The sequence below is a fragment of the Enterobacter sp. S-33 genome (assembly GCF_028735835.1).
GTDB classification, from domain to species: Bacteria; Pseudomonadota; Gammaproteobacteria; order Enterobacterales; family Enterobacteriaceae; genus Enterobacter; species Enterobacter vonholyi.
Genome location: NZ_CP117838.1, coordinates 3,005,552 through 3,031,844, shown reverse-complemented (window position 1 = coordinate 3,031,844; position 26,293 = coordinate 3,005,552). Strand labels below are relative to the sequence as shown.

The window sequence follows — 26,293 nt, the reverse complement described above, 5'->3', positions numbered from 1 at the left end:
AATGTCTTTTTTACGTCGGTACGGTATATTCGGTGTTTTACGTTTATTTATAGATAAATTATTAACTTTTCTAATTTGTCGTGATGCTCGCATTATCCGGCATCCTTTTGATATCCGCGGTAAAGATAAGATCATAATAGGTAGCGGTTTTACAACCGGACGTTACTGCCGTCTTGAAGCACATGGTGAAAAGCAAACACCTGCTTTGATTATTGGTACTGATTGTCAAATCAATGATTCAGTCCATATTGTTGCAGGGGAATGTGTCAGTCTTGGAGAAAACGTATTGATTGCAAGTAGGGTATTTATTACAGACTTAAATCATGGTCAATATGCCGGCAACAATCATTCGCATCCCGATACAATCTGTAGAGAAAGAGAGTTACATACCGATCCAGTATATATTGAATCAAATGTATGGCTAGGTGAAGGGGTTGTAGTTTTACCTGGGGTACGTATTGGTAAGTCTTCAATCATAGGGGCCAATTCGGTAGTTACTAAAAGTATTCCCGAATATTCAATTGCTGTTGGTAACCCTGTTAAAATTATAAAGCAATATGATTTTGATAAAAACGAATGGGTTAAGTATGATGGCAAAAATTAATTCTGTGTTGTTTATCTGCCCCAATTTTTTTGATTATAAAAAATTGATAGAAGAGGAGTTAAGCAAACATTTCGATAAAGTCCATAGCTTTTCTGACAGGCCTGTATGTTCATCAATTTCCAAAGCCCTTTTTAAATATAACTTTCCAATCTATGCTTCTAGACTCTCAGAAAAATATTGCAGGGATATTTATGATTCTGTAGTCAATGATTTATCTTCCATATCTGAAGTTATAATAATAAAAGGAACTTGTATTACTCCTTCTTTCTTACAAAAACTCCGAAGTAGTAATCATAATATTAATATAACGACTTACACCTGGGATTCTATATCCAATATTAAAACGTTTATTACACTTTCAAAATTATCTAACTATACTTATACTTTTGATTTAAAAGATAGTCAAAAATATAAAATACCATACTTACCTCTATTTTATAATTCATGTCATCATGATGAACAACATGATCACGATAAAAAAACAATATTCGACTATTGCTTCATTGGTAGCTATCATGGTGATCGTGTAAATGTGCTTTCTCGTTTTTTAGGTCCTAAAAAAACAATCAAGTCTTATGTTAAGATATATTTCCAAAGTCGATTGCAGTACATTTTTTATTACCTCTTAAATCCCGCATTGCGTTCTTGTCCAAAAGAATGGGTAACTTTTAAACCAATCTCAAGAAAAAAACTAGAAGAAATTACTGCTGTAAGTCATCATACTATTGATATCCATCATCAGAAACAAACGGGTCTGACGATGCGTACATGGGAAACACTCCAAAGTAATAGCAAGCTCGTGACAACTAACCCAACAGTGCTGGCACATATTAATAGCCATAATGTTACGGTTATTGATCGAGATACAGGGCTAGAGTGGTCTACCGAGCAATGTGATAAATATATTAAAAATCTTATTAGTGAAGATGAACGTGTTAAAATTTCAGGATGTTTATCTTTATCTGAATGGGTTGATGCGTTGTTAACAAAGGGTTGATTATATATGAGTCTTTTTCCAGTAATTATGGCTGGGGGAGCAGGTAGTAGGTTGTGGCCGCGTTCTCGTGAGCTTTATCCGAAACAGTTTCTTTGTCTAACAGGGGAGCTGACTATGCTGCAAACAACCATTAATCGTCTTAATGGTATTGCATGTGAAAACCCGATTGTGATTTGTAACGAGCATCACCGTTTTATTGTTGCTGAGCAGTTGCGTCAGCTTGATAAACTAACTCAGAATATCATTCTTGAACCAACAGGAAGAAATACTGCTCCTGCTATAGCACTAGCTGCTCTAACCATCTTACGTACTACGCAGTCTGAGGATTCTCTTATTCTTGTTCTTGCTGCAGATCATGTCATCAAGAATGAAGATGCTTTTCGTCAAGCTGTTAGTAGTGCAATACCTCTTGCAGAGATGGGAAAGTTAGTCACATTTGGTATTGTTCCTAATCAACCTGAAACGGGGTACGGTTATATTCGTCGTGGTACATGCGTATCTGAAAATAACTTTAAATTTGCCTTTGATGTAGCTCAATTTGTTGAGAAACCAGATTTGGTTACGGCTAAGGAATATATTGCCAGTGGTGATTATTACTGGAATAGTGGCATGTTTTTGTTCAGCGCATCACGTTATTTGGAAGAGTTGGCGAAGTTCCGACCTGATATATTGGCCGCTTGCGAAGAGGCAATCGCTGGCGTTGACCCTGATCTGGATTTTGTCAGGGTAGACGAACAGGCATTTCTGGCCTGTCCTGACGAGTCAATTGATTATGCCGTTATGGAAAAAACTGCTGATGCGGTGGTCGTGCCAATGAATGCAGGCTGGAGCGATGTTGGCTCCTGGTCTTCATTATGGGATATCAGTGATAAAGATCTCAGCGGCAATGTTCATCATGGCGATGTCATCAGCTATGCAACGGAAAATAGCTACGTCTACGCTGAGTCTGGCCTGGTGACTACGGTTGGGGTGAAAGATCTGGTGGTTGTCCAGACCAAAGACGCTGTGCTGATTGCCGATCGTAACGCCGTGCAGGACGTTAAAAAAGTGGTGGAGAAGATCAAGGCGGATGGCCGCCACGAGCACCACATTCACCGCGAAGTATACCGTCCGTGGGGCAAGTATGACTCGATCGATACGGGTAATGGGTATCAAGTGAAAAGACTGACTGTGAAGCCAGGTGAAGGATTGTCTTTACAGATGCATCATCACCGAGCTGAGCATTGGATTGTGGTTTCAGGTACTGCCCAGGTAACTTTGGGTGAGGAAGTGAAATTGCTCCGAGAAAATGAGTCTATCTATATCCCTCAGGGAGTTCGTCACTGCCTCGAAAATCCAGGAATAATACCTCTTAATATCATTGAAGTGCGTTCCGGAACGTATCTTGGAGAAGATGATATCGTTCGTTTTAAAGATCGCTACGGGCGAATCTGATTACCATTAATCCATGCCATTAACTACATATTTGAAATGGACATGATTCTCCGAAGGAGCGAAGCCTATGAAAAAATTAACCTGTTTTAAAGCCTACGATATTCGCGGCAGGCTGGGCGAAGAGCTGAATGAAGACATCGCGTGGCGCATTGGCCGCGCGTACGGCGAATACTTAAAACCGCAGACCATCGTGCTGGGCGGCGACGTGCGTCTGACCAGCGAATCCCTGAAGCTGGCCCTGGCGAAAGGGCTGCAGGATGCGGGTGTGGACGTGCTGGATATCGGCCTTTCCGGAACCGAAGAGATTTACTTTGCCACGTTCCACCTGGGCGTGGACGGCGGTATCGAAGTGACGGCCAGCCACAACCCGATGGACTACAACGGGATGAAGCTGGTGCGCAAGGGCGCCCGTCCTATCAGCGGCGACACCGGCCTGCGTGACGTGCAGCGCCTGGCGGAAGCCAACGATTTCCCGCCGGTGAACGAGGCGAAGCGCGGCAGCTACAAAAAAATCAACCTGCAGAAAGAGTACATCGACCACCTGCTGGGCTACATCAACGTGGCAAACCTGAAGCCGCTGAAGCTGGTGATTAACTCCGGCAACGGCGCGGCCGGCCCGGTTGTCGATGCCCTGGAAGCGCGCTTTAAGGCCCTGAACGTGCCGGTGACCTTCGTGAAAGTGCACAACACCCCGGACGGCAACTTCCCGAACGGTATTCCTAACCCGCTGCTGCCGGAGTGCCGCGACGACACCCGCAACGCGGTGATTGAGCACGGCGCGGACATGGGCATCGCCTTTGACGGTGACTTCGACCGCTGCTTCCTGTTCGACGAGAAAGGGCAGTTCATCGAGGGTTACTACATTGTCGGCCTGCTGGCGGAAGCGTTCCTTGAGAAAAACCCGGGTGCGAAAATCATTCATGACCCGCGCCTGTCCTGGAACACCGTCGACGTGGTGTCAGCGGCGGGCGGCACGCCGGTGATGTCCAAAACCGGCCACGCCTTCATCAAAGAGCGCATGCGCGAAGAAGACGCCATCTACGGCGGCGAGATGAGCGCCCACCACTACTTCCGTGACTTTGCCTACTGCGACAGCGGGATGATCCCGTGGCTGCTGGTGACCGAACTGCTGTGCCTGAAGGGACAGACGCTGGGCGAGCTGGTGCGCGACCGTATGGCGGCGTTCCCGGCGAGCGGGGAGATCAACAGCAAGCTGGCGGAGCCGGCCGAGGCGATTGCCCGCGTGGAGCAGCACTTTGCGATTCACGCGCTGGAAATTGACCGTACCGACGGCATCAGCATGGCGTTCCCGCAGTGGCGCTTTAACCTGCGCTCGTCCAATACCGAGCCGGTGGTGCGCCTGAACGTGGAGTCCCGCGCTGACACGGCGCTGATGGAAGAGAAGACGCAAGAAATTCTGGCTTTGCTCCGGAAGTGAGGGTCTGCCGCCAGCGTATATCTGGCGGCTTGACTGTACCTGGATTGTGCAATCAGTGTGACATAGATCAGCAAAAGCTATTCATGTCACCTAATACTGAGTTAACATCTCAACCACATTTCAAGCCGCGCATAAGCCGTGGTGACCACACCTGACAGGAGTATGTAATGTCCAAGCAACAGATCGGCGTTGTCGGTATGGCAGTGATGGGGCGCAACCTGGCGCTGAACATCGAAAGCCGTGGTTATACCGTCTCCGTTTTCAACCGCTCCCGTGATAAGACCGAAGAAGTCATTGCCGAGAACCCTGGCAAGAAACTGGTTCCTTTCTATACGGTGAAAGAGTTCGTTGAGTCTCTGGAAACGCCTCGTCGTATCCTGTTAATGGTGAAAGCTGGCGCAGGTACCGATGCAGCTATCGACTCCCTGAAGCCTTACCTCGAAAAAGGTGACATCATCATTGATGGCGGTAATACCTTCTTCCAGGACACCATTCGTCGTAATCGTGAACTTTCTGCTGAAGGCTTTAACTTCATCGGTACCGGTGTTTCCGGTGGTGAAGAGGGCGCTCTGAAAGGCCCATCCATCATGCCTGGCGGCCAGAAAGAAGCATACGAACTGGTTGCGCCTATTCTGACTAAAATCGCTGCTGTTGCAGAAGATGGCGAGCCGTGTGTGACTTATATCGGTCCTGACGGTGCCGGTCACTATGTGAAAATGGTGCATAACGGCATCGAATACGGCGACATGCAGCTGATTGCTGAAGCTTATTCCCTGCTGAAAGGCGGTCTTAACCTTTCTAACGAAGAGCTGGCTGAAACCTTTACCGAGTGGAACAAAGGCGAACTGAACAGCTACCTGATCGACATCACCAAAGATATCTTCACTAAAAAAGATGAAGAAGGTAAATACCTGGTTGATGTGATTCTGGACGAAGCAGCGAACAAAGGCACCGGTAAATGGACCAGCCAGAGCTCTCTGGATCTGGGCGAACCGCTGTCACTGATCACCGAATCCGTCTTCGCGCGTTACATCTCTTCCCTGAAAGAGCAGCGCGTTGCGGCATCTAAAGTGCTGTCTGGCCCTCAGGCTAAACCAGCGGGTGATAAAGCCGAATTCGTTGAAAAAGTGCGTCGTGCACTGTACCTGGGTAAAATCGTCTCTTACGCGCAGGGCTTCTCTCAGCTGCGTGCGGCATCAGACGAGAACAACTGGGATCTGAATTACGGTGAGATCGCGAAGATCTTCCGCGCGGGCTGCATCATTCGTGCGCAGTTCCTGCAGAAAATCACCGATGCCTATGCTGAAAACGCCGGTATCGCCAACCTGCTGCTGGCACCGTACTTCAAGAAAATTGCTGACGAATATCAGCAGGCGCTGCGTGATGTGGTTGCCTACGCTGTCCAGAACGGTATCCCGGTTCCGACCTTCTCTGCTGCAGTAGCCTACTACGACAGCTACCGTGCGGCTGTTCTGCCAGCTAACCTGATTCAGGCACAGCGTGACTACTTCGGTGCGCATACTTACAAACGTACCGATAAAGAAGGCGTGTTCCATACCGAATGGATGGAATAAGTTAACTTACTCGCTGTCATCAAAACCCGGAGCCTGTCTCCGGGTTTTTTTATGCAAAAAATGTCGCCTGTTATTCGAAGTAGTCTGAATCTCGCCCCGCTCGTAGTGATTACTCCTGGTTTGCCTTGACAGTTCAGTTTGCCAGGAGGTACAAAGCCCAACAGTTATGTTTATCGCGATGGTCTGGTGGCCATCAGTACAGTTAACTCACAGAAGTCATTAGCGAATGAAAATAACAATCTCCGGAACAGGGTATGTCGGTCTTTCTAACGGCATTCTGATTGCCCAGAATCATGAAGTGGTTGCGCTGGATATCGTGCAGGCCAAAGTGGATATGCTCAATCAGAAAAAATCGCCGATTGTGGATAAAGAAATCCAGGACTATCTCAGCAATAAATCGCTGAATTTCCGCGCCACGACAGATAAAGAAGATGCATACCGCGATGCGGATTACGTCATCATTGCGACGCCTACTGACTACGATCCTAAAACCAACTATTTCAACACCTCAACGGTAGAAGCGGTAATCAAAGACGTTATCGCGATCAACCCTGATGCGGTGATGGTGATTAAATCGACCATCCCTGTCGGTTTTACCAAATCCATTAAAGAAAAATTCGGTATTGATAATATCTTCTTCTCGCCGGAATTCCTGCGTGAGGGGAGAGCGCTTTACGATAACCTGCATCCTTCGCGTATCGTTATTGGCGAACGTTCTGAGCGCGCTGAACGTTTTGCTGCGTTGCTACAGGAAGGGGCGCTGAAGAAAGATATTCAGGTGCTGTTTACCGACTCCACTGAAGCTGAGGCGATCAAGCTCTTCGCGAATACCTATCTGGCAATGCGAGTGGCTTATTTCAATGAACTGGACAGCTACGCAGAGAGCCTCGGACTGAATACCCGTCAGATTATTGAAGGGGTATGTCTCGACCCACGCATTGGCAACCACTATAACAACCCGTCATTTGGCTACGGTGGCTATTGCCTGCCAAAAGACACTAAGCAACTGCTGGCAAACTATCAGGCGGTGCCGAATAATCTCATTTCGGCGATTGTTGATGCGAACCGTACCCGTAAAGATTTCATCTCTGACTCCATCCTCGCGCGTCAACCCAAAGTGGTGGGCGTATATCGTCTGATCATGAAGAGCGGTTCCGATAATTTCCGCGCCTCTTCTATTCAGGGGATCATGAAGCGCATTAAAGCCAAAGGGGTTGAGGTTATCATCTATGAGCCTGCCATGCCGGACGATCAGTTCTTCAATTCTCGTGTGATCCGCGACCTGGATGCATTCAAGAAAGAAGCCGATGTCATCATTTCAAACCGCATGGCTGAAGAACTGGCTGACGTAGCGGACAAAGTCTATACCCGAGATCTCTTCGGTAGCGACTAATTCTCTTGCTCCATAAAAAACCCGGCGGATAAGCCGGGTTTTTTATTTTCAGACTTTGTAAAACTCGCGGTACCAGTTAACGAAGTTTTTCACTCCATCCTTAACCGAGGTTTGCGGTTTAAATCCGATCACCTCATAAAGAGCCTGGGTATCGGCACTGGTCTCCAGAACATCCCCTGGCTGGAGAGGCAGCATGTTTTTCTCTGCTTTTGTACCCAGTGCTTCTTCCAACGCGGTAATGTAGTCCATAAGTTCGACCGGCGAGCTGTTACCAATGTTGTAAACGCGATACGGCGCGGAGCTGGTCGCCGGGGAACCGGTCTCAACGGTCCAGTCTGCATTAGCCTGAGGAATGACATCCTGCAGACGAATAATGGCTTCGGCGATGTCGTCGATGTATGTGAAGTCGCGCTTCATTTTGCCGTAGTTGTAAACGTCGATGCTTTTGCCTTCAATCATCGCTTTGGTGAATTTAAACAGTGCCATATCCGGACGGCCCCATGGACCATACACGGTAAAGAAGCGCAGCCCGGTGGTCGGCAAGTTGTAAAGATGCGAATAGGTGTGCGACATCAACTCGTTGGCTTTTTTAGTCGCGGCATAGAGCGAGACCGGATGATCCACGGAGTCGTCAGTGGAGAAAGGCATCTTGCGGTTGAGACCGTATACGGAGCTCGACGAGGCATACAGAAGATGCTGAACATTGTTATGGCGACAGCCTTCCAGCACGTTGAGATGCCCAATAAGGTTGGCATCAGCATACGCGTGCGGGTTTTCCAGGGAGTAACGCACACCCGCCTGCGCGGCAAGATGAATCACACGGTCAAACTTCTCAGCCGCGAAAAGCGTGGCCATACCTTCCCGGTCGGCTAATTCCAGCTTGTGAAAGGTGAAACGCTCAGATTTTAACAGTTCCAGGCGTGCCAGCTTCAGGTTGACATCGTAGTATTCATTGAGGTTATCGATACCGACAACCTGATGACCAGCCTCAAGGAGGCGTTTACTGACATTCGCACCGATAAAACCTGCGGCACCCGTGACCAAAAATTTCATAGCTTCCCTCATAAACCCTATTCTTTAGATGCCGTAACGCATCACATGGCATCTATGATAGCGCGAAGGGGGTTGTTTACATAACCCATCTTTCCGATATTACTCATCGGATTCTTATAGAAAAATCGCCAGTAATCGTTAAACTATACAAACTTAATTATGTTTGCCCTTTTTTTATCAGTTAGGGATTGTATGACGCAAAACAATAATAGCCAGGTCATCCGAAGCAATGATCCTGAGCAAATTGATTTACTTGATTTAGTGTTCCAGCTGTGGCGTGGGAAGTGGGTGATAGCAGCCTTTGTTGTTGTTTGTATCGCCCTGGCAATTGGATATATCTCTGTCGCAAAGGAAAAATGGACCTCAAGTGCGATTATTACGCAACCAGATGCGGCTCAGATTGCCAGCTATTCTAATGCGTTAAATATCCTGTATGGTACCGCAGCACCTACAATGGTTGACAACCAAACGCGCGCAATTGGCCGTTTTAACGCCTCATTCTCGGCATTGTCACAGGCGCTCGAAAATCAGGCTGTGCCTGAAAAACTTATCATTGAGTCAACGGTTAAAGGGCAGCCGCTCCCGTTAAGTGTCTCTTATACCAGTACTTCTGCAGACGCTGCGCAAAAGCAGCTGGCGCAGTTCATTCAGCAGGTTGATGAGCAAACAGCTAAAGAGCTCGCCGCTGACCTTAATGACAATATTAAGGAGCAGATCAAGACCCTGAAGGATTCTCTGAAAAACCAAGAGAGGGTAGCTCAGGAGCAAAAAGATCTGCGTATAAAACAGATTGCTGAGGCGTTGAAGAACGCAGAAGCGGCAAAAATTACCTCGCCGCAGCTTCAGCAAACCCAGGAAGTGACTCAGGAAACGATGTTCCTGCTGGGAAGTGAGGGGCTGAAATCAATGATTGACAACGAAGCTTCTCTCCCGTTGGTCTTCCCAAGAGCCTATTATCAGACCAGGCGAAATCTACTGGACATCCAGAATCTGAACGTAAACCCGGAAACGATCCACGTTTACCGTTATGTTATGAAGCCGGAACTCCCTGTACGTCGTGACAGCCCGAAAAATGCGATAGTTCTAATTCTGGCCGTGCTGCTGGGTGGAATAATTGGTTCTGGAGTGGTGCTTGGCCGCAACGCATTGCGCAACTACAAACCAAAAGCCTGATTTGCAGATAAAAAAAACCGGGGATATTCCCCGGTTTTTTTATTTGTGCCGTTTGCGAAGATTTTCAATCACCGCCGTCAAATCCAGCTCCTGATCCTGCAGCAGCACCAGCAGGTGATACATCAGGTCCGATGCTTCATTCGTCAGCTCCTCGCGGTCATGCACCGTCGCGGCCAGCGCGGTTTCCACGCCTTCTTCACCCACCTTCTGCGCAATACGCTTGGTTCCGCTGGCGTACAGCTTCGCGGTATACGAACTTTCAGGGTCAGCCGTTTTACGCTCTGCCAGCAGCTGTTCCAGTTGATACAGGAACAACCACTGGTGGCTCGCCTCGCCGAAGCAGCTGCTTGTGCCCTTATGGCAGGTTGGGCCGATTGGGTTTGCCAGCACCAGCAGGGTGTCGTTATCGCAGTCTGGCGTAATGCTCACTGCATTCAGGAAATGACCCGAGGTCTCGCCTTTGGTCCACAGGCGCTGTTTCGTGCGGGAGTAGAAGGTCACTTTGCCGCTGCCGAGCGTTTTCGCCAGCGCGTCCTGGTTCATATACCCCAGCATCAGCACTTCGCCTGAGACGGCATGCTGGACAACCACCGGCAGTAATCCGTCCGTTTTTTCCCAGTCCAGCTGCGCCTGTTGTTGCTCTGTTAACATACCCTGATCTCCACGCCCTGGTCGGCCAGGTACGTTTTTAACTCACCAATATTAATAATCTGCTTGTGGAACACGGAAGCGGCCAGCGCGCCGTCCACGTTCGCATCGCGGAAGGCTTCCAGGAAATGTTCCATGGTGCCCGCGCCGCCGGAGGCAATCAGCGGAACGTGGCAGACCTCACGAACTTTTTTCAGCTGTTCGAGGTCATACCCGTTACGCACGCCATCCTGATTCATCATGTTGAGGACAATCTCGCCAGCGCCACGCTTTTGCACTTCCTGCACCCAGTCGAGCGTTTCCCACTGCGTCACGCGCGTGCGGCTTTCATGCCCCGTGTACTGGTTGACGTGATACTTGCCCGTTGCGGCGTCATACCAGGTGTCGATCCCGACCACAATACACTGAACGCCAAAACGATCGGCGAGGCGGGTAATGAGCTCCGGGTCGGCCAGGGCAGGGGAGTTGATGGAAATCTTGTCGGCGCCAAACGAGAGAATTTTGGCGGCGTCGTCAGCGGACTTAATTCCGCCCGCCACGCAGAACGGAATGTCGATCACTTCCGCCACGCGTTCCACCCAGCTTTTGTCGACCACGCGGCCATCGCTGGACGCGGTAATATCGTAGAACACCAGCTCGTCTGCGCCTTCATCAGCATAGCGTTTTGCCAGCGGAACGATGTCGCCAATGATCTCGTGGTTGCGGAACTGCACGCCTTTCACGACCTGGCCGTCACGTACGTCCAGGCAAGGGATTATCCGTTTTGCCAGCATTGAATAGCCTCCGTCACAGTAAATTTACCTTCCAGCAGAGCCCGGCCCACAATCACACCCTGCACACCGGTACCGCGCAGCGCGGCTACGTCGCCTATATCACCGATACCGCCGGAAGACTGGAACGCTATCTGCGGATAACGCGCACAAACCTCTTCATAAAGCGAGACGTTGGAGCCAGCCAGCGTGCCGTCGCGGGAGATGTCAGTGCATAACACGTGCTTCAGGCCAACGGGCAGATAGATATCAACCAGCTCTTCCAGCGTCACGCCGGAGTTTTCCTGCCAGCCGCTGACGGCCACCTGCTTGTTGTCCTGTTCGTCAATACGCACGTCCAGCGCCAGTACAAGGGCGTCGGCGCCAAAGCGGCGGAACCAGCCCTTCACCGTCTCAGGATCTTTAACGGCGGTTGAACCTACCACCACGCGGGCCACGCCAGCGTCCAGCAGCGCCGCGACGTCATCTTCCGTACGCACGCCGCCGCCAACCTGTACCGGCACATCAACACCCGCAATAAGTTGTTTAAGCAGCGGGATCTGGCGTTTCGCCGGGTCTTTCGCGCCAGTCAAATCCACAAGATGCAGTACCTGCGCACCCTGGGCGGCATAATCCTGCAGACGCGGCAGCGGATCGTTTCCGTAGTCTCGCTGCTGCCCGTAATCACCCTGATGCAGACGGACAACCGTACCGTCAATTAAATCTAACGCGGGAATAATCATCACATCTCCAGGAAGTTTTTCAGCAGCTGCGCGCCCGCGGCGCCAGAGCGCTCCGGGTGAAACTGCACGCCGAAGAAATTGTCTTTCTGTACGGCTGCCGTAAACGCCTCGCCGTAAGTGCACTGGGCGATCGTATTCACGTTCACCGGCATGGCGTAGCTGTGCACGAAGTAAAAATACGCGCCGTCTTCGATGCCGCGAAACAGCCTGTCGCCCGCTTTGGCGTACACGCGGTTCCAGCCCATATGAGGCAGAGGCAGACCGTGATCAGTCATTTTCGGCACGTCTTCGTCAATAATGCCCAGCAGGTCAACGCCGTTATTCTCTTCGCTGCGGCGGCCCAGGATCTGCATGCCCAGGCATATGCCCAGCACCGGCTGGGTACAGGCCTTGATCAGATCGATCAGATCGCGTTCGCGAATCTGATCCATTGCAGCCTGCGCGGTACCTACGCCCGGTAAAAAGAGTTTGTCGGCACGCAGCACCACGTCCGGGTCACGGCTCACCGCCGGCTCGTAGCCGTGGCGCGCAATGGCCGATTTTACGGAGTTAAGGTTGGCGCATCCGGTATCCAGAATCACCACATTCATTACAGCACTCCTTTTGATGAGGGCAGGGCGTCACCTTCCACGCGAATTGCCTGGCGCAGGGTACGACCAAAGGCTTTGAAGAGACTCTCAACGCGGTGGTGGTCGTTCTTACCTTTGGTCTTCAGGTGCAGCGTCAGGCCCATGGTATAAGACAATGAACGGAAGAAGTGCTCCACCATTTCAGTGCTCAGATCGCCCACGCGCTGGTAATTGAAGTCTGCTTTATATTCCAGGTGCGGGCGACCGGAGATGTCCATGGCGCAGCGCGCCAGACACTCGTCCATCGGCAGGACAAAGCCAAAACGGTTGATGCCGCGTTTATCACCGAGCGCAAGCTTCAGTGCTTCACCCAGCGCCAGGCCGGTATCTTCCACGGTGTGGTGATCGTCAATGTAGAGATCGCCTTTTACCGTAATTTCCATGCGGAAACCGCCGTGGGTGGCAATCTGGTCGAGCATGTGGTCGAAGAAACCTACTCCAGTGTGGATCTTGCTGCCGCCTTCGCGGTCCAGCCAGATCTTCACATCAATCTGCGTCTCTTTAGTGTTACGTTCAACGTGCGAGTAGCGGTCGCGTTTTGTCAGCTGCTCGCCAATCATCGTCCAGTTCAGGTTGTTGCGGTCGTATCGCAGTCCCGCGATGCCCATGTTTTCCGCCAGCGTAATATCGGTGATGCGATCGCCGATAACATAGCTGTTGGTTTTATCCAGCGCATCTTCAGCCAGGTAGCGCTCAACCAGCTTCACCTTTGGCTTACGGCAGTCGCACTCGTCGGCCGGCATGTGCGGGCAAATCAGCACCTCATCAAATACCACGCCCTGAGAGGTCAGCACCTGCATCATTAAATTATGCGGGCCGTCAAAGTCTGCCTGCGGGAAGCTGTCGGTACCCAGACCGTCCTGATTGGTGATCATCACCAGCCTGTATCCGGCTTTTTGCAGCTTGAGCAGCACCGGGATCACGTCCGGTTCAAAGGCCAGCTTGTCGAATCGATCGACCTGAAAATCGGCTGGTGGCTCCGAAATAAGGGTGCCGTCACGATCGATAAAAAGGATCTTCTGGGTCATACTTTCTCCGCTTTCAGGGCGTCAATTACGCGCTGGCTCTCTGCGCGGGTGCCGACGGTAATGCGCAGGCACCCGCTCAGAGAAGGTTGTTTATTCTGGTCTCGTAAGATAATGCCCTGATCCCATAAAGATTTAAATACGGCACTCGATGCGGTGAAGCGTACCAGGATGTAGTTGGTTTCCGAGTCGAACACCTGCTCCACGCACGGGATATCCTTCAGGGCAGTCACCAGATACTGACGTTCCTCCAGGATTTGCGCCACGCGCTCGCGCATCGCGTTGATCCCCTGAGGCGTCAGCGCCTGTGCCGCAATATCGGCTACCGGCGTCGAGAGGGGGTACGGAGCGATCACCTTCAGCAGCAGGTCGATGACCTCTTTATTCGCCAGCGTAAAGCCGCAGCGCAGGCCCGCAAGGGCGAAAGCCTTCGACAGCGTACGCAGCACCACCAGGTGCGGATACTCTTCCAGCCAGCCAGCCAGCGTCGCCTGCGGGCAGAACTCGATATAGGCTTCGTCGGCCACCACCAGCGCTTTACCGCGCGTCATCTCCAGCAGGGTGCGGATATCCTGCGGGTTAATAATCTGCCCGGTCGGGTTGTTTGGACTGCAGACAAAGACGACTTTAACGCCCTCAAGATTGTCGGCAATGCCCTGCAGATCCAGCTGCCAGTTCTCCAGTGAGAGCACGTTGCGGCACGCCACGCCGAAGGTTTCCGCGCTGACGCTGTACATGCCGTAGGTCGGCTGGCAGTACATGACGGCGTCTTTGCCCGGCTCGCAGAACGCGCGGATCAGCAGCTCAATACCCTCATCCGCGCCGCGGCTGACCAGCACCTGATCTGGCTTCACGCCAGCATACTGCGCGTAGTTTTCGATTACCGCCTTCGGCTGACACTCCGGATAACGGTTCAGCGTTTGCTGCGACAGCTCAAACTGCACCGCAGTCGGGAATTCGTTAGCATTCAGCCAGACATCCCCTTTGCCGCCCAGACGACGCGCAGACTGGTAAGGCGTCAGGCGACGGACATTTTCGCGGGCTAATTCTTCAATGTTCATGCTTGCTCCTTCAGGGCTGCAACGCGCAGCGTAACGGCATTTTTGTGGGCGGTCAGGCGCTCGGCGGCAGCCAGGGTTTCAATGGTCGAGGCCAGTGAGGCAAACCCTTCGCGGGAGAGTTCCTGCACGGTCATGCGCTTCTGGAAATCCGCCAGGCCGAGGCTGGAACAGGTTGAGGTGTAGCCGTACGTGGGCAGCACGTGGTTGGTGCCGGAGGCGTAATCGCCCGCTGACTCCGGTGACCAGTCGCCGAGGAACACCGAGCCCGCGCTGGTAATGCTGTCGACCAGATCGCGCGCGTTGCGGGTCTGAATGATCAGGTGCTCCGGACCGTACTGGTTGGAGATGGCAATACACTGCTCCAGATCGCGCGCCACAATCAGGCGGCTGGCCGCTAACGCCTGGCGTGCCGTTTCGGCGCGAGGCAGGTCGGCAAGCTGACGCTCAACGGCTTCGCCCACGCGTTTTGCCATATTGGCGTCCGGCGTCAGCAGGATGACCTGCGAGTCCGGGCCGTGTTCCGCCTGTGAAAGCAGGTCGGATGCCACGAAATCCGGCGTTGCGCCGCTGTCGGCAATCACCAGCACCTCAGACGGGCCGGCAGGCATATCGATGGCCGCGCCGTCCAGACGCTGGCTGACCTGGCGCTTAGCTTCGGTCACATACGCATTGCCCGGACCAAAGATTTTGTCGACCTTCGGAATGGATTCCGTGCCGAACGCCAGGGCAGAAATCGCCTGCGCGCCACCCACTTTATAGACCGCCTGCACGCCGCACAGCTTCGCCGCGTAGAGGATCTCGTCGGCAATCGGTGGCGGCGAGCACAGCACCACTTTCTGACAGCCGGCAATCCGCGCGGGAGTCGCCAGCATCAGTACGGTGGAGAAAAGCGGCGCAGAGCCGCCGGGAATATAGAGGCCGACGGACGCAACCGGGCGCGTTACCTGCTGGCAACGCACGCCGGGCAGGGTTTCGACATCTACGGTCTGCAGCTTCTGCGCGGTGTGGAAGGTATCAATGTTTTTCACCGCAACAGCCATTGCCTGCTTGATGTCGTCACCCAGACGATTGCTGGCATCAATGATTTCCTGCTCGGTAACCTGTAATGCGCCGACTTCCGTCTTATCAAACTTCGCGCTGTATTCACGCAGCGCGTCATCGCCACGGGCTTTGACGTTATCCAGGATCTCAGCCACGGTGCGCGAGATGCTTTCAGAGGCGGAAATCGCCGGGCGCATCAGGAGTTCGCGCTGCCGTGCGTCGCTACAGGTATTCCAGTCGATGATTGTGTTAAAGCTCATGGCCATTACTCCATCATCTTCTCAATCGGCAGCACCAGGATGGAGCTTGCGCCCAGCGCCTTCAGTTTTTCCATGGTTTCCCAGAACAGGGTTTCGCTGCTCACCATGTGCATCGCCACGCGCTGCTGATCGCCCGCCAGCGGCAGGATGGTTGGGCGCTCGGCGCCCGGCAGCAGGGCAATCACTTCATCCAGGCGCTCGGTTGGGGCGTGCATCATGATGTATTTGGATTCACGCGCCTGAATGACGCCCTGAATGCGGGTCAGCAGCTTGTCAATCAGCTGCTGCTTGGCATCCGCCATCTCCCCGTCGCGCTGAATCAGGCACGCTTTGGAGCGGTAGATCACTTCCACTTCGCGCAGGCCGTTCGCTTCCAGCGTCGCGCCGGTAGAGACCAGGTCACAGATGGCGTCCGCCAGACCCGCACGCGGCGCCACTTCAACGGAGCCGTTCAGCAGGCAGGATTTAAACTGCACGCCTTTCTGATCCAGATAACGCTTTAACAGGTGAGGGTAGGAGGTGGCAATACGTTTGCCGTTCAGCGCGGCCGGACCGTCCCAGGCTTCATCAACCGGCGTTGCCAGCGACAGGCGGCAGCCGCCGAAGTCCAGACGACGCAGGGTGAAGTAACGCGGATCTTCGCCCTGCGCGCGGCGGGTCAGCAGCTCTTCTTCCAGCACGTTTTCCCCGATGATGCCGAGGTCAACGACGCCATCCATGACCAGGCCGGGAATATCGTCATCACGCACGCGCAGAATGTCGATGGGCATGTTTTCAGCCAGAGCAATCAGGCGCTGGGTGTGCAGGTTAATTTTAATCCCGCAGCGGGCCAGCAGTTCGCGTGAATCGTCACTCAAACGGCCTGATTTTTGAATAGCTATGCGTAAACGTGAGTTATCTAACATTCTTTATTCCTCGTTAACCTGTTTTAACCTGTCTGAATTTGGTCCAAAAAAAAGCCCCCGGAAGAAGATCTTCCGGGGGCTTTTTCATGCGTTCATGCACCACTGGAAGATCCAAACGTCTTCCAGCACACATCGCCTGAAAGACTAGTCAGGATGATGGTGATGATGGTGGTGTTTAAATTGAACGCGTGTCATATAAATTCTCGATGAATGCTTATTCATTTGATGTCTTTTAACCTAAACCAGTTGTACGACATATTGCAAGGGCTTTTTTTGATCATTAATTCATTTCATATTGATGCTATGAATTGTGTGTTCTGCCGGGCTGGCGTAGCCTTATGAAAGACGAGTGAGAGTCAGGAGAATTCGCATGAAAAAGGTCGCGATTGTCGGTTTAGGATGGCTGGGAATGCCGCTGGCGATGTCATTAGCCGCGAAAGGCTGGCAGGTGACCGGGAGCAAGACCACCCGAGATGGGGTCGAAGCGGCGCGCATGTGCGGTATTGATGGCGTTGAACTGCGTCTGGAGCCGGAGCTGGTGTGTGATGCGGACGATCTGGACACGCTGATGAACGTGGATGCGCTGGTGATTACGCTACCCGCGCGGCGCAGCGGACCGGGCGAATCATTTTATCTGCAGGCGATGCAGGAGATTGTCGACAGCGCGCTGGCGCATCACGTACCGCGCATTGTTTTCACCAGCTCGACGTCGGTCTATGGCGATGCTGAAGGTGTGGTAAAAGAGAGCTCCGAGCGCCGTCCCGTTACGGCGAGCGGTCAGGTCCTGAAAGAGCTGGAAGACTGGCTGCATAATCTTCCCGGCACGCAGGTTGATATCCTTCGTCTGGCGGGATTGGTGGGGCCTGGACGCCATCCGGGACGCTTTTTTGCCGGAAAGACGGCGCCAGACGGCCAGCACGGCGTGAATCTTGTCCATCTTGAGGATGTTATTGGCGCGATTGAGTTACTCTTACAGGCTCCGAAAGGCGGACACATCTATAATATATGTGCACCGTCTCATCCAGCGCGCAGCACCTTTTACCCGCTGATGGCACGTCAGCTTGGCCTGGCTCCGCCGGTCTTTAGTGAGGCAAAAGATGACAGCAAAGGCAAAATTGTTGATGGCAATCGCATTTGTCATGAGCTGGGGTTTGAGTATCAGTATCCCGATCCGCTGGTGATGCCCATGGAATAAGACCAGCAGCGGAGACGATCGCACACCAGAAGGGGGCGAGCATGAAACCGCTGCTGGATGTTCTTATTATTCTGGATGCACTGGAAAAAGAGGGGAGCTTTGCCGCTGCGTCGGCAAAGCTCTACAAAACCCCGTCTGCGTTGAGCTATACCGTTCAAAAACTGGAAAGCGATCTCAATATTCAGATCCTCGATCGCTCCGGGCACCGCGCACGTTTTACCCGAACCGGACAGATGCTGCTGGAAAAAGGCCGCGAAGTTCTGCATACCGTTCGCGAGCTGGAAAAACAGGCTGTTAAGCTCCATCAGGGATGGGAAAACGAGCTGGTTATTGGCGTGGATGATACCTTTCCATTTTCTCTCCTGACGCCGCTGATTGAAGCTTTTTATCAACATCACAGCGTGACCCGTCTTATCTTTATAAATGGCGTGCTGGGTGGCTCCTGGGATGCTTTAACCCAGGGCAGGGCGGATATTTTTGTCGGTGCACTCCATGAGCCTCCCCAGCTGAGCGATTTTGGTTTTGCCCGGCTGGGCGTGCTGGAGCAGGTATTTGCCGTGGCGCCCCATCATCCCCTGGCTCAGGAGCCTGAGCCGCTTAACCGCCGCGTGATTAAAGGCTACCGCGCGATTGTGGTGGGGGACAGCTCTCGTCCGGAATGTTCGGCCTCCTCACAGCTGCTTGATGAGCAGGAGGCCATCACCGTTTTCGACTTTAAAACCAAGCTGGAGCTGCAAATAAGCGGCCTGGGCTGCGGCTATTTGCCCCGCTATCTGGCGCAGCGGTTTATTGACAGCGGTGCGCTTGTTGAAAAACAGGTACTTGCTCAAAACAGCCATGAGTCGGTGTGGGTGGGCTGGAATGAACAGACCGCCGGGCTGGCCAGTGCCTGGTGGCGCGACGAAATTTTAGCAAATAGTGCTATCGCCGCTGTTTATGCTCAGGGCAGCGTCGAGAAATCAGCCAGTTAGCAAAAAGAAAATTACCCGCTGCGTTGCAAAGTATTGCCTTTTGTATCCGATGTGGGGCAAAATGCCGCCGCTGCAACCAAATGAATAATCGACGATATAAAAGGCGTCGGTTATTTTTTTTTGCATGTACGAAACGAAACTAAAAACCAAGAGGCCGGGCTTCGTACCGGATAGATATTTACTAAAATCCGACAGTTGTTGTCGCTGAGGAAGAAACAAATGGGGCAATTTTTCGCTTACGTGGCGGTTATCACCTTAAAGGAGAATAACTATGTCGCATAACGCAACTCCAAACACCTCTCGCGTGGAATTACGTAAAACGCTTACGTTGATTCCGGTTGTTATGATGGGCCTGGCCTATATGCAACCGATGACGCTGTTCGATACATTCGGTATCGTATCAGGCCTCACAGACGGTCATGTGCCGACGGCTTACGGCTTCGCGCTGATTGCGATCCTCTTTACCGCGCTGAGCTACGGTAAGCTGGTTCGCCGCTATCCGTCTGCCGGTTCCGCCTACACCTATGCACAGAAATCCATCAGCCCGACGGTTGGCTTTATGGTGGGCTGGTCTTCGCTGCTCGACTACCTGTTCGCGCCGATGATCAACATTCTGCTGGCAAAAATCTATTTTGAAGCGCTGGTGCCATCGATTCCATCCTGGATGTTCGTCGTGGCGCTGGTGGCCTTTATGACGGCCTTTAACCTGCGCAGCATTAAGTCTGTTGCCAACTTTAACTCCGTTATCGTTGTGCTTCAGGTTGTCCTGATTGCCGTTATTCTTGGCATGGTGATCTATGGCGTGTTCCACGGCGAAGGCGCTGGTACGCTGGCGAGCAGCAAACCGTTCTGGTCTGGTGATGCGCATGTGATCCCGATGATTACCGGGGCAACCATTCTGTGCTTCTCCTTTACCGGTTTTGACGGGATCAGCAACCTGTCCGAGGAAACGAAGGATGCAGAGCGCGTGATCCCGCGTGCCATCTTCCTGACGGCGCTGATTGGCGGTCTGATCTTTATTTTCTCGACCTATTTCCTGCAGCTGTACTTCCCGGATATCTCTCGCTTCAAGGATCCGGATGCGTCTCAGCCAGAAATCATGCTGTATGTGGCGGGTAAAGCGTTCCAGGTTGGCGCGCTGATCTTCTCCACCATCACCGTACTGGCATCCGGTATGGCCGCGCATGCAGGCGTTGCGCGTCTGATGTACGTAATGGGCCGCGATGGCGTATTCCCGAAAAGTTTCTTCGGCTACGTGCATCCAACCTGGCGTACCCCGGCGATGAACATCATCCTGGTCGGTGCGATTGCGCTTCTGGCAATTAACTTTGACCTGGTGATGGCAACGGCGCTGATTAACTTTGGTGCGCTGGTGGCGTTTACCTTTGTTAACCTGTCGGTTATCTCTCAGTTCTGGATCCGTGAAAAGCGTAACAAAACGCTGAAAGATCACTTCCAATATCTGTTCCTGCCGATGTGTGGTGCCCTGACCGTGGGCGCGCTGTGGGTTAACCTGGAAGAGAGCTCGATGGTGCTTGGCCTGATTTGGGCGGGTATCGGCCTGATTTACCTGGCCTGCGTTACGAAGAGCTTCCGTAACCCGGTTCCGCAGTACGAAGACGTCGCGTAAGACTGTGTCGGGTGGCGGTTACGCCTTACCCGACCTACATAACCCGTAAGCCCGCGTAAGCGCAGCGCCGCAGGGCAAAAAAAACCGGAGACCATCGCCTCCGGTTTTTTTATTTCTGACTTTCAGACTATCTCTTGCGCGTACTGGAACAGGGATTTCAACAGTGCCTGTTTCTCAGCATTCCCTTCATACTGGCCATAAAGCATTTCCAGCTCCTGAGCGTAGCTGTGCAGATACTCTGGGGTAAATACGTTGCGACGGTGCTGCAGCCAGCGTTCCTGCTCTGCTTCATCCAGGGTTCCCGGGTAATTACGCGCGCGGTAATTAAACATCAGCTTTTCGATGCGCTTATCGGCGAAGGTGATATCAAGCGCCGGTAAGTTACGCGGCTCGGTTTGCAGAACGATATTCATGGCCGCGCGATCGGCATCGCTGAAGAAACCATTATAGAGCTGGGCATCCACGTTTTCAGACGGCACGAATGGCTCCGCCTCGGCAAAGATAGCAACCACTTTCTCGCGCACCTGCGGGTTTTCGCGCAGCACTTTCAGGTTATCGAGGCAGTGCTGGCGGTTGATGCCCAGCCTGTCAGCATCTTCCGGGCGCAGCGTGTTCGCCTGCGCCAGGACCGGACATTTATTGATATGCACCAGTTTGACCGGCACCGCGGGCAGATCGCCGAGTTCATTTTTCGGCGTGTACAAACGTTCGCGCAGGGTATCGCTGTCGAGCTCCAGCAGTGGTGAAATATCGCCCGCCAGGTCCACCATGATGACCGCATTACGGTTGTCCGGATGCCACGCCAGCGGGGCAACCCAGCTGGTATTGCCGCGCCATGCACCAAACATGCCGGAAATATGCACCAGCGGCTTCATCTGCGGTACGTCGATAAGGGTCATAAGCTTCTGCTTGCTGCGATGGCTTAGCAGATACTCAAACAGCCGGGGCTGTGCGCTTTTCACCAGCTTCGCCATGGCAATGGTGGCATAGACGTCCGCCATCGCGTCGTGGGCGTTGCTGTGCTCGATACCGTTGGCGCGCGTCAGGTGTTCCAGCCGGAAGCTGGTCAGCCCTTCCTCATTTTCCGGCCAGTTAATGCCTTCAGGACGCAGGGCGTAGCAGGCGCGCATGATGTCGAGCAAATCCCAGCGTGAATTGCGGTTCTGCCAGCTCCAGGCATAGGGATCGTAGAAGTTGCGATAAAAGATATTGCGCGTCACTTCGTCATCGAAGCGGATGTTGTTGTAACCAACCACGCAGGTATTGGGAACGGTAAACAGATCGTGAATGCGTCGGGCGAACTCTGCCTCGTTAACGCCTTTCTCCCGCGCTTCCTGAGGGGTGATGCCGGTAACCATGACCGCGCCGGGCTGCGGCAGGTAGTCATCCGCAGGCTTGCAGTAAAAGACCTCGGGCTTGCCAATAATGTTGAATTCGTCGTCGGTACGGATGGCGGCAAACTGCGCCGGTCGGTCCAGCGCCGGGTGAGTGCCAAAAGTTTCGTAGTCGTGGAACAAAAAAGTCGGGCGAGCGGCAGAGTCAGACACCAGTAATACCATCCTGTTAAAAAATGACGTCACTATGGTAAACGATCGCGCGGGTCAGACCGAATAAAAAGCACCGCCGCGTGGCAAATTTGCGCGCCAGCTTCAGAGAAAAATCTGCGTTCTGTCACATTTTTTTGCAATTAAGCCAGGTAACGACATCAGAACTCCCGTAAAAAGGTCATCGATTTTTACTGACCTGAGGATATACCGTTGAAACGCCGTCTGTTTATTGCTGTTTCTTTACTCGCTTCGAGTGTCTCATCTGCTTTTGCGGCCGAACCACTGGATTTTTCGCCGCAGCCTCCGGCCATTCAGGCTGGCTCCTGGGTGCTGATGGATTACACGACTGGTCAGATTTTAACGGCGGGCAACGAACATCAACAACGTAATCCGGCGAGCCTGACCAAGCTGATGACGGGCTATGTGGTGGATCGGGCCATTGATAGCCACCGCATTACGCCGGACGACATTGTCACCGTAGGGCGTGACGCGTGGGCAAAAGGTAACCCGGTTTTTGACGGCTCGTCGCTGATGTTCCTGAAAGAGGGCGATCGCGTCTCCGTGCGCGATCTGAGCCGCGGCCTGATAGTCGATTCCGGCAACGACGCCTGCGTGGCGCTGGCCGATCACGTGGCGGGCGGGCAGCCGCAGTTCGTGAAAATGATGAACGACTACGTGCAGAAGCTGAACCTGCGCGATACGCATTTTGAAACCGTACACGGGCTGGACGCGCCGGGCCAGCACAGCTCCGCCTATGACCTGGCCGTACTCTCCCGGGCCATCATCCACGGCGAGCCTGAGTTTTACCATATGTACAGCGAAAAGAGCCTGACCTGGAACGGGATCACCCAGCAAAACCGTAACGGCCTGCTGTGGGATAAAACCATGAACGTGGACGGCCTTAAAACGGGGCATACCTCGGGGGCTGGCTTTAACCTGATTGCGTCTGCCGTAGACGGCGAGCGCCGTTTAATCGCTGTGGTGATGGGGGCGGACAGCCCGAAAGGGCGTGAGGACCAGGCCCGAAAACTGCTGCACTGGGGACAGCAGAATTTCGATACGGTGCAGATCCTGCATAGCGGAAAAAAAGTGGGGACGGAGCGCATCTGGTACGGCGACAAGGAACAGGTGAAACTGGGAACCGACCAGGACTTCTGGCTGGCCTTGCCGAAAGCGGAGGTACCGAACATCAAAGCCAAATACGTGCTGGATAAAAAAGAGCTGGAAGCGCCGATTGCCGCGCATCAGCGGGTCGGGGAAATCCAGCTCTATGACCGCGATAAAGTGGTAGCCCACTGGCCGCTGGTAACGCTGGAAGCCGTTGACAAAGGCGGCCTGTTCTCTCGACTGAGCGATTACCTGCATCACACGCTCTAACGGTAGATGAGCAGACTGGCAGGGTTGCGAGTCTGCTCACATAATAAACACTCCTCGTTTGCTGATAATGATAATCCAGCTTTATAGTGTATAAATATACAGTAATAAATGGAGGCAGCATGGACTACAGCATTAAGCAGCAACAGAAACGTAAGATTGCCGGTTTTCATTTGGTCGGCCCGTGGGAACACACGGTAAAGCAGGGCTTTGAACAGCTGGTCATGTGGGTTGACGGGCGTCACATTGAGCCGCTGGAGTGGGTGGCGGTCTATTACGATAACCCGGATGAAGTCCCGGCAGAAAAACTGCGCTGTGATACGGCCGTTACCGTACCGGACGATTTCGTTATTCCGGAAAACAGCGAAGGCGTCATGATGACGGAAATCGCGGCCGGGGACTATGCCGTGGCGACGGCTCGCGTGGAAAACTACGACTTCGCCACGCCCTGGTATCAGTTCTTCAATTCCCTGCTGCAGGACAATAAATACCAGATGGCGCTAAAGCCCTGCTTCGAACGCTATCTCAATGACGGCAATGCGGACGGTTACTGGGATATCGAAATGTATATCGCCGTCGAGCATAAAACGGTTTAAGCCTGCTAAATGAAGGGTTTTTCAGCCGGGATCGATCCGCCCGGCTGAAAACACAGTACAATTGTGGTTTGCCGTGTAGCTGGAGAGCGGGTGTGCGTCCCGACAAATCATTAACTCCTTTTGAAATTCGGTTGTATAAACATTACCGCGTTGTGCACGGGTGTCGCATCGCGCTGGCTTTCGTATTGACGTTTGTACTGGTCCGTTTGCTGGACGTTCCGGAAGGGACGTGGCCGCTGATCACGCTGGTGGTGGTGATGGGGCCCATCTCGTTTTGGGGGAACGTGGTCCCGCGCGCCTTTGAACGAATTGGCGGGACTGTTCTTGGCTCGGCCCTGGGTCTTATTGCGCTGAAGCTGGAGCTCATCTCATTTCCGGTGATGCTGGCATGGTGCGGTGCCGCTATGTTCCTCTGCGGCTGGCTGGCGTTGGGCAAAAAGCCCTATCAGGCGCTGCTGATTGGTATTACTCTCGCGGTGGTTGTCGGGGCGCCCGCCGGGGATATGACCACGGCGCTGTGGCGAAGCGGGGATGTCATCCTGGGGTCACTGCTGGCCATGCTTTTTACCGGTATCTGGCCGCAGCGCGCTTTTCTGCACTGGCGTATTCAGATGGCTAACTACGTTACCGCCTTTAACCGCGTTTATCAGGCCGGTTTTTCCCCTAATCTGGTCGAGCGCCCGCGGCTGGAAAAGCACCTGCAAACCATCCTTAACGACGTGGTTAAAATGCGCGGCCTGATCACGCCCGCCAGCAAAGAAACCCGCATTCAAAAATCGATTTTCGAAGCTATCCAGACGGTAAGCCGCAACCTGGTCTGCATGCTTGAATTGCAAATCAACGCCCACTGGGCTTCGCGTCCCAGCCATCTGTTGATGCTTAATGCGCAGACCCTCAAAGAGACTCAGCAGATGACGCAGCAAACGCTGTTGACCATCGCCCATGCGCTTTATGAAGGCAACCCGCAGCCGATACTGGCCAACAGCGAGCGACTGAATGAGATCGTCGCGGAGCTGAAGCAGTTAATCAATGAACGCCAGAGCGATAACGTGGCGGAAACGCCTATTCATGGCTACGTCTGGCTGAGCATGGAACTGGCGCGGCAGCTTGAGCTGTTATCGCACCTTATTTGCCGGGCGCTGCGCAAATAAAAGGCGTATGTGACGGCTGCTGCTTCGATTCAGCAGCAATTGGGGTTATGATAGCTTTAAACGATATACTCATTGTCATTCGCAGCCGCTGTCAGTAAGGTTATTGTTACAACGGTTGCCTTAACGAATCCGACTCTCACATTATCAGGGGTGTAAAAATGGAAACTACCAAGCCTTCGTTCCAGGATGTTCTGGAATTCGTCCGCCTGTTCCGCCGCAAAAACAAACTGCAGCGTGAAATCCAGGACGTTGAGAAGAAGATCCGTGACAACCAGAAACGTGTTCTGCTGCTCGACAACCTGAGCGACTACATCAAGCCAGGCATGAGCGTTGAAGCTATCCAGGGCATCATCGCCAGCATGAAGAGCGACTATGAAGACCGCGTTGATGACTACATCATCAAAAACGCAGAGCTGTCCAAAGAGCGTCGCGACATCTCCAAGAAGCTGAAAGTGATGGGCGAAATCAAAAACGGCGAAGCAAAAAGCGAGTAATCGCAGCGGATTGTGAAAAAGGCTCTCTGGTGACAGAGAGCTTTTTTTTATGACTCAGAACGCGGCTGCAGCTGATAAATCCAGGCCTGAACCTGCTTGCCTTCAGAGGTGGTCACTGCGACCTCAATCCGGTCATAGCCGTCTTCAAATTCATCCAGCATTTGCCAGTGTGCGGCAAGGTTATCAGAGATAAACAGATAGCCTTCGACGCGGGGACCATCAGGGTGGAGCACGATCCCCGGGAAGTCCGCCGCAGCACCCCAGCCGCGTTCGTAAAACGTGCCGGATACGGAACCGGCCAGCCATTCGCCGCCGATGTTCTCAAGAATATGCGCATTAGAGTGGCCCGGGCGCAGCGTGCCGTAGACAAACAGAGCGTTCATTTTCCCTCATCCGCAAAGCAAAAAGCCTGCTTTAAAAGCAGGCTTTTTAAATTTGGCTCCTCTGACTGGACTCGAACCAGTGACATACGGATTAACAGTCCGCCGTTCTACCGACTGAACTACAGAGGAATCGTTGTGGAGGCTTATCTTAGCGGCGAAAAAAGTTTTGTCAAACCTGATCTTAGGGAAAATCGACCGATTGCTGATTCTGTCGTCAGTTTGTTG

The 26,293-nt window shown here is 52.8% G+C and carries 27 protein-coding genes, 1 tRNA gene and 1 other annotated feature; of the genes, 15 read left to right on the top strand and 13 right to left on the bottom strand.

Features of this window, described 5'->3' with window-relative positions:
- The first annotated feature begins 1 nt into the window (after position 1).
- The 6 genes from PUP35_RS14415 to ugd all read left to right on the top strand — a co-directional run bounded on the left by PUP35_RS14415 (position 2) and on the right by ugd (position 7,440).
- A complete protein-coding gene (locus tag PUP35_RS14415) occupies positions 2-604 on the top strand; it encodes a DapH/DapD/GlmU-related protein (RefSeq protein WP_252093225.1) in 603 nt (200 codons plus the stop codon).
- Positions 588-1,601, top strand: coding sequence for a hypothetical protein (locus tag PUP35_RS14410; RefSeq protein WP_274240325.1), 1,014 nt, complete (start codon positions 588-590; stop codon positions 1,599-1,601). The genes PUP35_RS14415 and PUP35_RS14410 overlap by 17 nt, the downstream gene beginning before the upstream one ends.
- 6 nt (positions 1,602-1,607) lie before the next feature.
- Positions 1,608-3,035, top strand: a complete 1,428-nt coding sequence (cpsB, locus tag PUP35_RS14405) for a mannose-1-phosphate guanyltransferase (RefSeq protein WP_210867535.1) — start codon at positions 1,608-1,610, stop codon at positions 3,033-3,035.
- A gap of 67 nt (positions 3,036-3,102) precedes the next feature.
- Entirely contained in the window at positions 3,103-4,473 is a 1,371-nt protein-coding gene (gene cpsG / locus PUP35_RS14400; protein WP_274240324.1) for a colanic acid biosynthesis phosphomannomutase CpsG, read from the top strand.
- Between the two features lie 167 nt (positions 4,474-4,640).
- A complete protein-coding gene (gndA, locus tag PUP35_RS14395) occupies positions 4,641-6,047 on the top strand; it encodes an NADP-dependent phosphogluconate dehydrogenase (RefSeq protein ID WP_028013772.1) in 1,407 nt (468 codons plus the stop codon).
- Between the two features lie 226 nt (positions 6,048-6,273).
- Positions 6,274-7,440 (top strand): UDP-glucose 6-dehydrogenase, encoded by a 1,167-nt coding sequence (gene ugd, locus PUP35_RS14390; RefSeq protein WP_133294762.1) that lies wholly within the window; start codon positions 6,274-6,276, stop codon positions 7,438-7,440.
- Positions 7,441-7,488: 48 nt separating this feature from the next.
- On the opposite strand, the gene PUP35_RS14385 is transcribed toward ugd, so the two are convergent.
- The gene (locus PUP35_RS14385; protein WP_182930940.1) at positions 7,489-8,493 is read right to left on the bottom strand and encodes an NAD-dependent epimerase; all 1,005 of its coding nucleotides are present in this window, start codon (positions 8,491-8,493) and stop codon (positions 7,489-7,491) included.
- Positions 8,494-8,685: 192 nt separating this feature from the next.
- On the opposite strand from PUP35_RS14385, the gene wzzB reads away from it, so the two are divergent.
- Positions 8,686-9,666, top strand: a complete 981-nt coding sequence (gene wzzB / locus PUP35_RS14380; protein WP_182930939.1) for an LPS O-antigen chain length determinant protein WzzB — start codon at positions 8,686-8,688, stop codon at positions 9,664-9,666.
- A 39-nt stretch (positions 9,667-9,705) separates the two neighbouring features.
- Here wzzB and hisIE read toward each other — a convergent pair whose 3' ends face one another.
- From hisIE to hisL, 9 genes are all read right to left on the bottom strand, one after another.
- Entirely contained in the window at positions 9,706-10,317 is a 612-nt protein-coding gene (gene hisIE, locus PUP35_RS14375; protein WP_271369707.1) for a bifunctional phosphoribosyl-AMP cyclohydrolase/phosphoribosyl-ATP diphosphatase HisIE, read from the bottom strand.
- Complete coding sequence (hisF, locus tag PUP35_RS14370; RefSeq protein ID WP_274240323.1) at positions 10,311-11,087, bottom strand: imidazole glycerol phosphate synthase subunit HisF; 777 nt, start codon at positions 11,085-11,087, stop codon at positions 10,311-10,313. The genes hisIE and hisF overlap by 7 nt, the downstream gene beginning before the upstream one ends.
- Positions 11,069-11,806: a 1-(5-phosphoribosyl)-5-[(5-phosphoribosylamino)methylideneamino]imidazole-4-carboxamide isomerase gene (gene hisA, locus PUP35_RS14365; RefSeq protein WP_271369708.1), complete on the bottom strand. Its 738-nt coding sequence runs from the start codon at positions 11,804-11,806 to the stop codon at positions 11,069-11,071. Before hisA ends, hisF begins: the two co-directional genes overlap by 19 nt.
- Positions 11,806-12,396 carry an imidazole glycerol phosphate synthase subunit HisH gene (gene hisH, locus PUP35_RS14360; protein ID WP_115875775.1) on the bottom strand — a complete coding sequence of 197 codons (591 nt, stop codon included), beginning with the start codon at positions 12,394-12,396 and terminating at the stop codon, positions 11,806-11,808. Before hisH ends, hisA begins: the two co-directional genes overlap by 1 nt.
- Complete coding sequence (gene hisB, locus PUP35_RS14355) at positions 12,396-13,463, bottom strand: bifunctional histidinol-phosphatase/imidazoleglycerol-phosphate dehydratase HisB (protein WP_271369709.1); 1,068 nt, start codon at positions 13,461-13,463, stop codon at positions 12,396-12,398. Before hisB ends, hisH begins: the two co-directional genes overlap by 1 nt.
- Positions 13,460-14,521 carry a histidinol-phosphate transaminase gene (gene hisC, locus PUP35_RS14350; RefSeq protein ID WP_115875773.1) on the bottom strand — a complete coding sequence of 354 codons (1,062 nt, stop codon included), beginning with the start codon at positions 14,519-14,521 and terminating at the stop codon, positions 13,460-13,462. Before hisC ends, hisB begins: the two co-directional genes overlap by 4 nt.
- A complete protein-coding gene (gene hisD, locus PUP35_RS14345; RefSeq protein WP_274240322.1) occupies positions 14,518-15,822 on the bottom strand; it encodes a histidinol dehydrogenase in 1,305 nt (434 codons plus the stop codon). The genes hisC and hisD overlap by 4 nt, the downstream gene beginning before the upstream one ends.
- A gap of 5 nt (positions 15,823-15,827) precedes the next feature.
- On the bottom strand, positions 15,828-16,727 hold the full coding sequence (hisG, locus tag PUP35_RS14340) for an ATP phosphoribosyltransferase (RefSeq protein WP_000886595.1): 900 nt from the start codon (positions 16,725-16,727) through the stop codon (positions 15,828-15,830).
- Between the two features lie 45 nt (positions 16,728-16,772).
- Positions 16,773-16,896, bottom strand: a sequence feature (His leader region).
- Positions 16,872-16,922 carry a his operon leader peptide gene (hisL, locus tag PUP35_RS14335; protein WP_001364200.1) on the bottom strand — a complete coding sequence of 17 codons (51 nt, stop codon included), beginning with the start codon at positions 16,920-16,922 and terminating at the stop codon, positions 16,872-16,874. (Overlaps the previous feature by 25 nt.)
- Before the next feature lie 175 nt (positions 16,923-17,097).
- Between hisL and PUP35_RS14330 the strand changes: the two genes are divergently transcribed.
- The 4 genes from PUP35_RS14330 (at position 17,098) to plaP (ending at position 20,523) form a co-directional block, all read left to right on the top strand.
- Positions 17,098-17,922 (top strand): SDR family oxidoreductase, encoded by an 825-nt coding sequence (locus tag PUP35_RS14330; protein ID WP_271369710.1) that lies wholly within the window; start codon positions 17,098-17,100, stop codon positions 17,920-17,922.
- Positions 17,923-17,963: 41 nt separating this feature from the next.
- Positions 17,964-18,893, top strand: a complete 930-nt coding sequence (locus PUP35_RS14325; RefSeq protein WP_115875771.1) for a LysR substrate-binding domain-containing protein — start codon at positions 17,964-17,966, stop codon at positions 18,891-18,893.
- A gap of 219 nt (positions 18,894-19,112) precedes the next feature.
- Positions 19,113-19,175: a membrane protein YoeI gene (gene yoeI, locus PUP35_RS22030; RefSeq protein ID WP_111966150.1), complete on the top strand. Its 63-nt coding sequence runs from the start codon at positions 19,113-19,115 to the stop codon at positions 19,173-19,175.
- On the top strand, positions 19,165-20,523 hold the full coding sequence (plaP, locus tag PUP35_RS14320) for a putrescine/proton symporter PlaP (RefSeq protein WP_023312362.1): 1,359 nt from the start codon (positions 19,165-19,167) through the stop codon (positions 20,521-20,523). The genes yoeI and plaP overlap by 11 nt, the downstream gene beginning before the upstream one ends.
- A 122-nt stretch (positions 20,524-20,645) precedes the next feature.
- Here plaP and sbcB read toward each other — a convergent pair whose 3' ends face one another.
- Positions 20,646-22,082, bottom strand: a complete 1,437-nt coding sequence (gene sbcB / locus PUP35_RS14315; protein ID WP_407719099.1) for an exodeoxyribonuclease I — start codon at positions 22,080-22,082, stop codon at positions 20,646-20,648.
- A 198-nt stretch (positions 22,083-22,280) separates the two neighbouring features.
- Between sbcB and dacD the strand changes: the two genes are divergently transcribed.
- The 4 genes from dacD to PUP35_RS14295 all read left to right on the top strand — a co-directional run bounded on the left by dacD (position 22,281) and on the right by PUP35_RS14295 (position 25,685).
- Positions 22,281-23,447, top strand: a complete 1,167-nt coding sequence (gene dacD, locus PUP35_RS14310) for a serine-type D-Ala-D-Ala carboxypeptidase DacD (RefSeq protein ID WP_274240321.1) — start codon at positions 22,281-22,283, stop codon at positions 23,445-23,447.
- A 119-nt stretch (positions 23,448-23,566) separates the two neighbouring features.
- Positions 23,567-24,040, top strand: a complete 474-nt coding sequence (sbmC, locus tag PUP35_RS14305; RefSeq protein WP_149367481.1) for a DNA gyrase inhibitor SbmC — start codon at positions 23,567-23,569, stop codon at positions 24,038-24,040.
- A gap of 92 nt (positions 24,041-24,132) precedes the next feature.
- Complete coding sequence (locus PUP35_RS14300) at positions 24,133-25,191, top strand: FUSC family protein (RefSeq protein ID WP_133294755.1); 1,059 nt, start codon at positions 24,133-24,135, stop codon at positions 25,189-25,191.
- A 158-nt stretch (positions 25,192-25,349) separates the two neighbouring features.
- On the top strand, positions 25,350-25,685 hold the full coding sequence (locus tag PUP35_RS14295) for a DUF496 family protein (RefSeq protein ID WP_008499467.1): 336 nt from the start codon (positions 25,350-25,352) through the stop codon (positions 25,683-25,685).
- A gap of 47 nt (positions 25,686-25,732) precedes the next feature.
- Here the strand turns inward: PUP35_RS14295 and PUP35_RS14290 are convergent, their stop codons facing one another.
- On the bottom strand, positions 25,733-26,068 hold the full coding sequence (locus PUP35_RS14290; protein WP_115875766.1) for a gamma-glutamylcyclotransferase family protein: 336 nt from the start codon (positions 26,066-26,068) through the stop codon (positions 25,733-25,735).
- Between the two features lie 53 nt (positions 26,069-26,121).
- Positions 26,122-26,197: transfer RNA gene (locus PUP35_RS14285), tRNA-Asn, on the bottom strand.
- Between the last annotated feature and the right edge of the window lie 96 nt (positions 26,198-26,293).

Bases quoted from the DNA above. Each gene is read 5' to 3' on its own strand.
- hisG (WP_000886595.1), bottom strand. From the start codon at position 16,727: ATGTTAGATAACTCACGTTTACGCATAGCTATTCAAAAATCAGGCCGT.
- PUP35_RS14325 (WP_115875771.1), top strand. From the start codon at position 17,964: ATGAAACCGCTGCTGGATGTTCTTATTATTCTGGATGCACTGGAAAAA.
- PUP35_RS14290 (WP_115875766.1), bottom strand. From the start codon at position 26,068: ATGAACGCTCTGTTTGTCTACGGCACGCTGCGCCCGGGCCACTCTAAT.
- sbmC (WP_149367481.1), top strand. From the start codon at position 23,567: ATGGACTACAGCATTAAGCAGCAACAGAAACGTAAGATTGCCGGTTTT.
- plaP (WP_023312362.1), top strand. From the start codon at position 19,165: ATGTCGCATAACGCAACTCCAAACACCTCTCGCGTGGAATTACGTAAA.
- PUP35_RS14385 (WP_182930940.1), bottom strand. From the start codon at position 8,493: ATGAAATTTTTGGTCACGGGTGCCGCAGGTTTTATCGGTGCGAATGTC.
- PUP35_RS14330 (WP_271369710.1), top strand. From the start codon at position 17,098: ATGAAAAAGGTCGCGATTGTCGGTTTAGGATGGCTGGGAATGCCGCTG.
- gndA (WP_028013772.1), top strand. From the start codon at position 4,641: ATGTCCAAGCAACAGATCGGCGTTGTCGGTATGGCAGTGATGGGGCGC.
- hisIE (WP_271369707.1), bottom strand. From the start codon at position 10,317: ATGTTAACAGAGCAACAACAGGCGCAGCTGGACTGGGAAAAAACGGAC.
- hisA (WP_271369708.1), bottom strand. From the start codon at position 11,806: ATGATTATTCCCGCGTTAGATTTAATTGACGGTACGGTTGTCCGTCTG.
- wzzB (WP_182930939.1), top strand. From the start codon at position 8,686: ATGACGCAAAACAATAATAGCCAGGTCATCCGAAGCAATGATCCTGAG.
- hisC (WP_115875773.1), bottom strand. From the start codon at position 14,521: ATGAACATTGAAGAATTAGCCCGCGAAAATGTCCGTCGCCTGACGCCT.
- cpsG (WP_274240324.1), top strand. From the start codon at position 3,103: ATGAAAAAATTAACCTGTTTTAAAGCCTACGATATTCGCGGCAGGCTG.
- PUP35_RS14295 (WP_008499467.1), top strand. From the start codon at position 25,350: ATGGAAACTACCAAGCCTTCGTTCCAGGATGTTCTGGAATTCGTCCGC.
- sbcB (WP_407719099.1), bottom strand. From the start codon at position 22,082: ATGGTATTACTGGTGTCTGACTCTGCCGCTCGCCCGACTTTTTTGTTC.
- cpsB (WP_210867535.1), top strand. From the start codon at position 1,608: ATGAGTCTTTTTCCAGTAATTATGGCTGGGGGAGCAGGTAGTAGGTTG.
- PUP35_RS14415 (WP_252093225.1), top strand. From the start codon at position 2: ATGTCTTTTTTACGTCGGTACGGTATATTCGGTGTTTTACGTTTATTT.
- hisB (WP_271369709.1), bottom strand. From the start codon at position 13,463: ATGACCCAGAAGATCCTTTTTATCGATCGTGACGGCACCCTTATTTCG.
- hisH (WP_115875775.1), bottom strand. From the start codon at position 12,396: ATGAATGTGGTGATTCTGGATACCGGATGCGCCAACCTTAACTCCGTA.
- ugd (WP_133294762.1), top strand. From the start codon at position 6,274: ATGAAAATAACAATCTCCGGAACAGGGTATGTCGGTCTTTCTAACGGC.
- PUP35_RS14410 (WP_274240325.1), top strand. From the start codon at position 588: ATGATGGCAAAAATTAATTCTGTGTTGTTTATCTGCCCCAATTTTTTT.
- hisD (WP_274240322.1), bottom strand. From the start codon at position 15,822: ATGAGCTTTAACACAATCATCGACTGGAATACCTGTAGCGACGCACGG.
- hisF (WP_274240323.1), bottom strand. From the start codon at position 11,087: ATGCTGGCAAAACGGATAATCCCTTGCCTGGACGTACGTGACGGCCAG.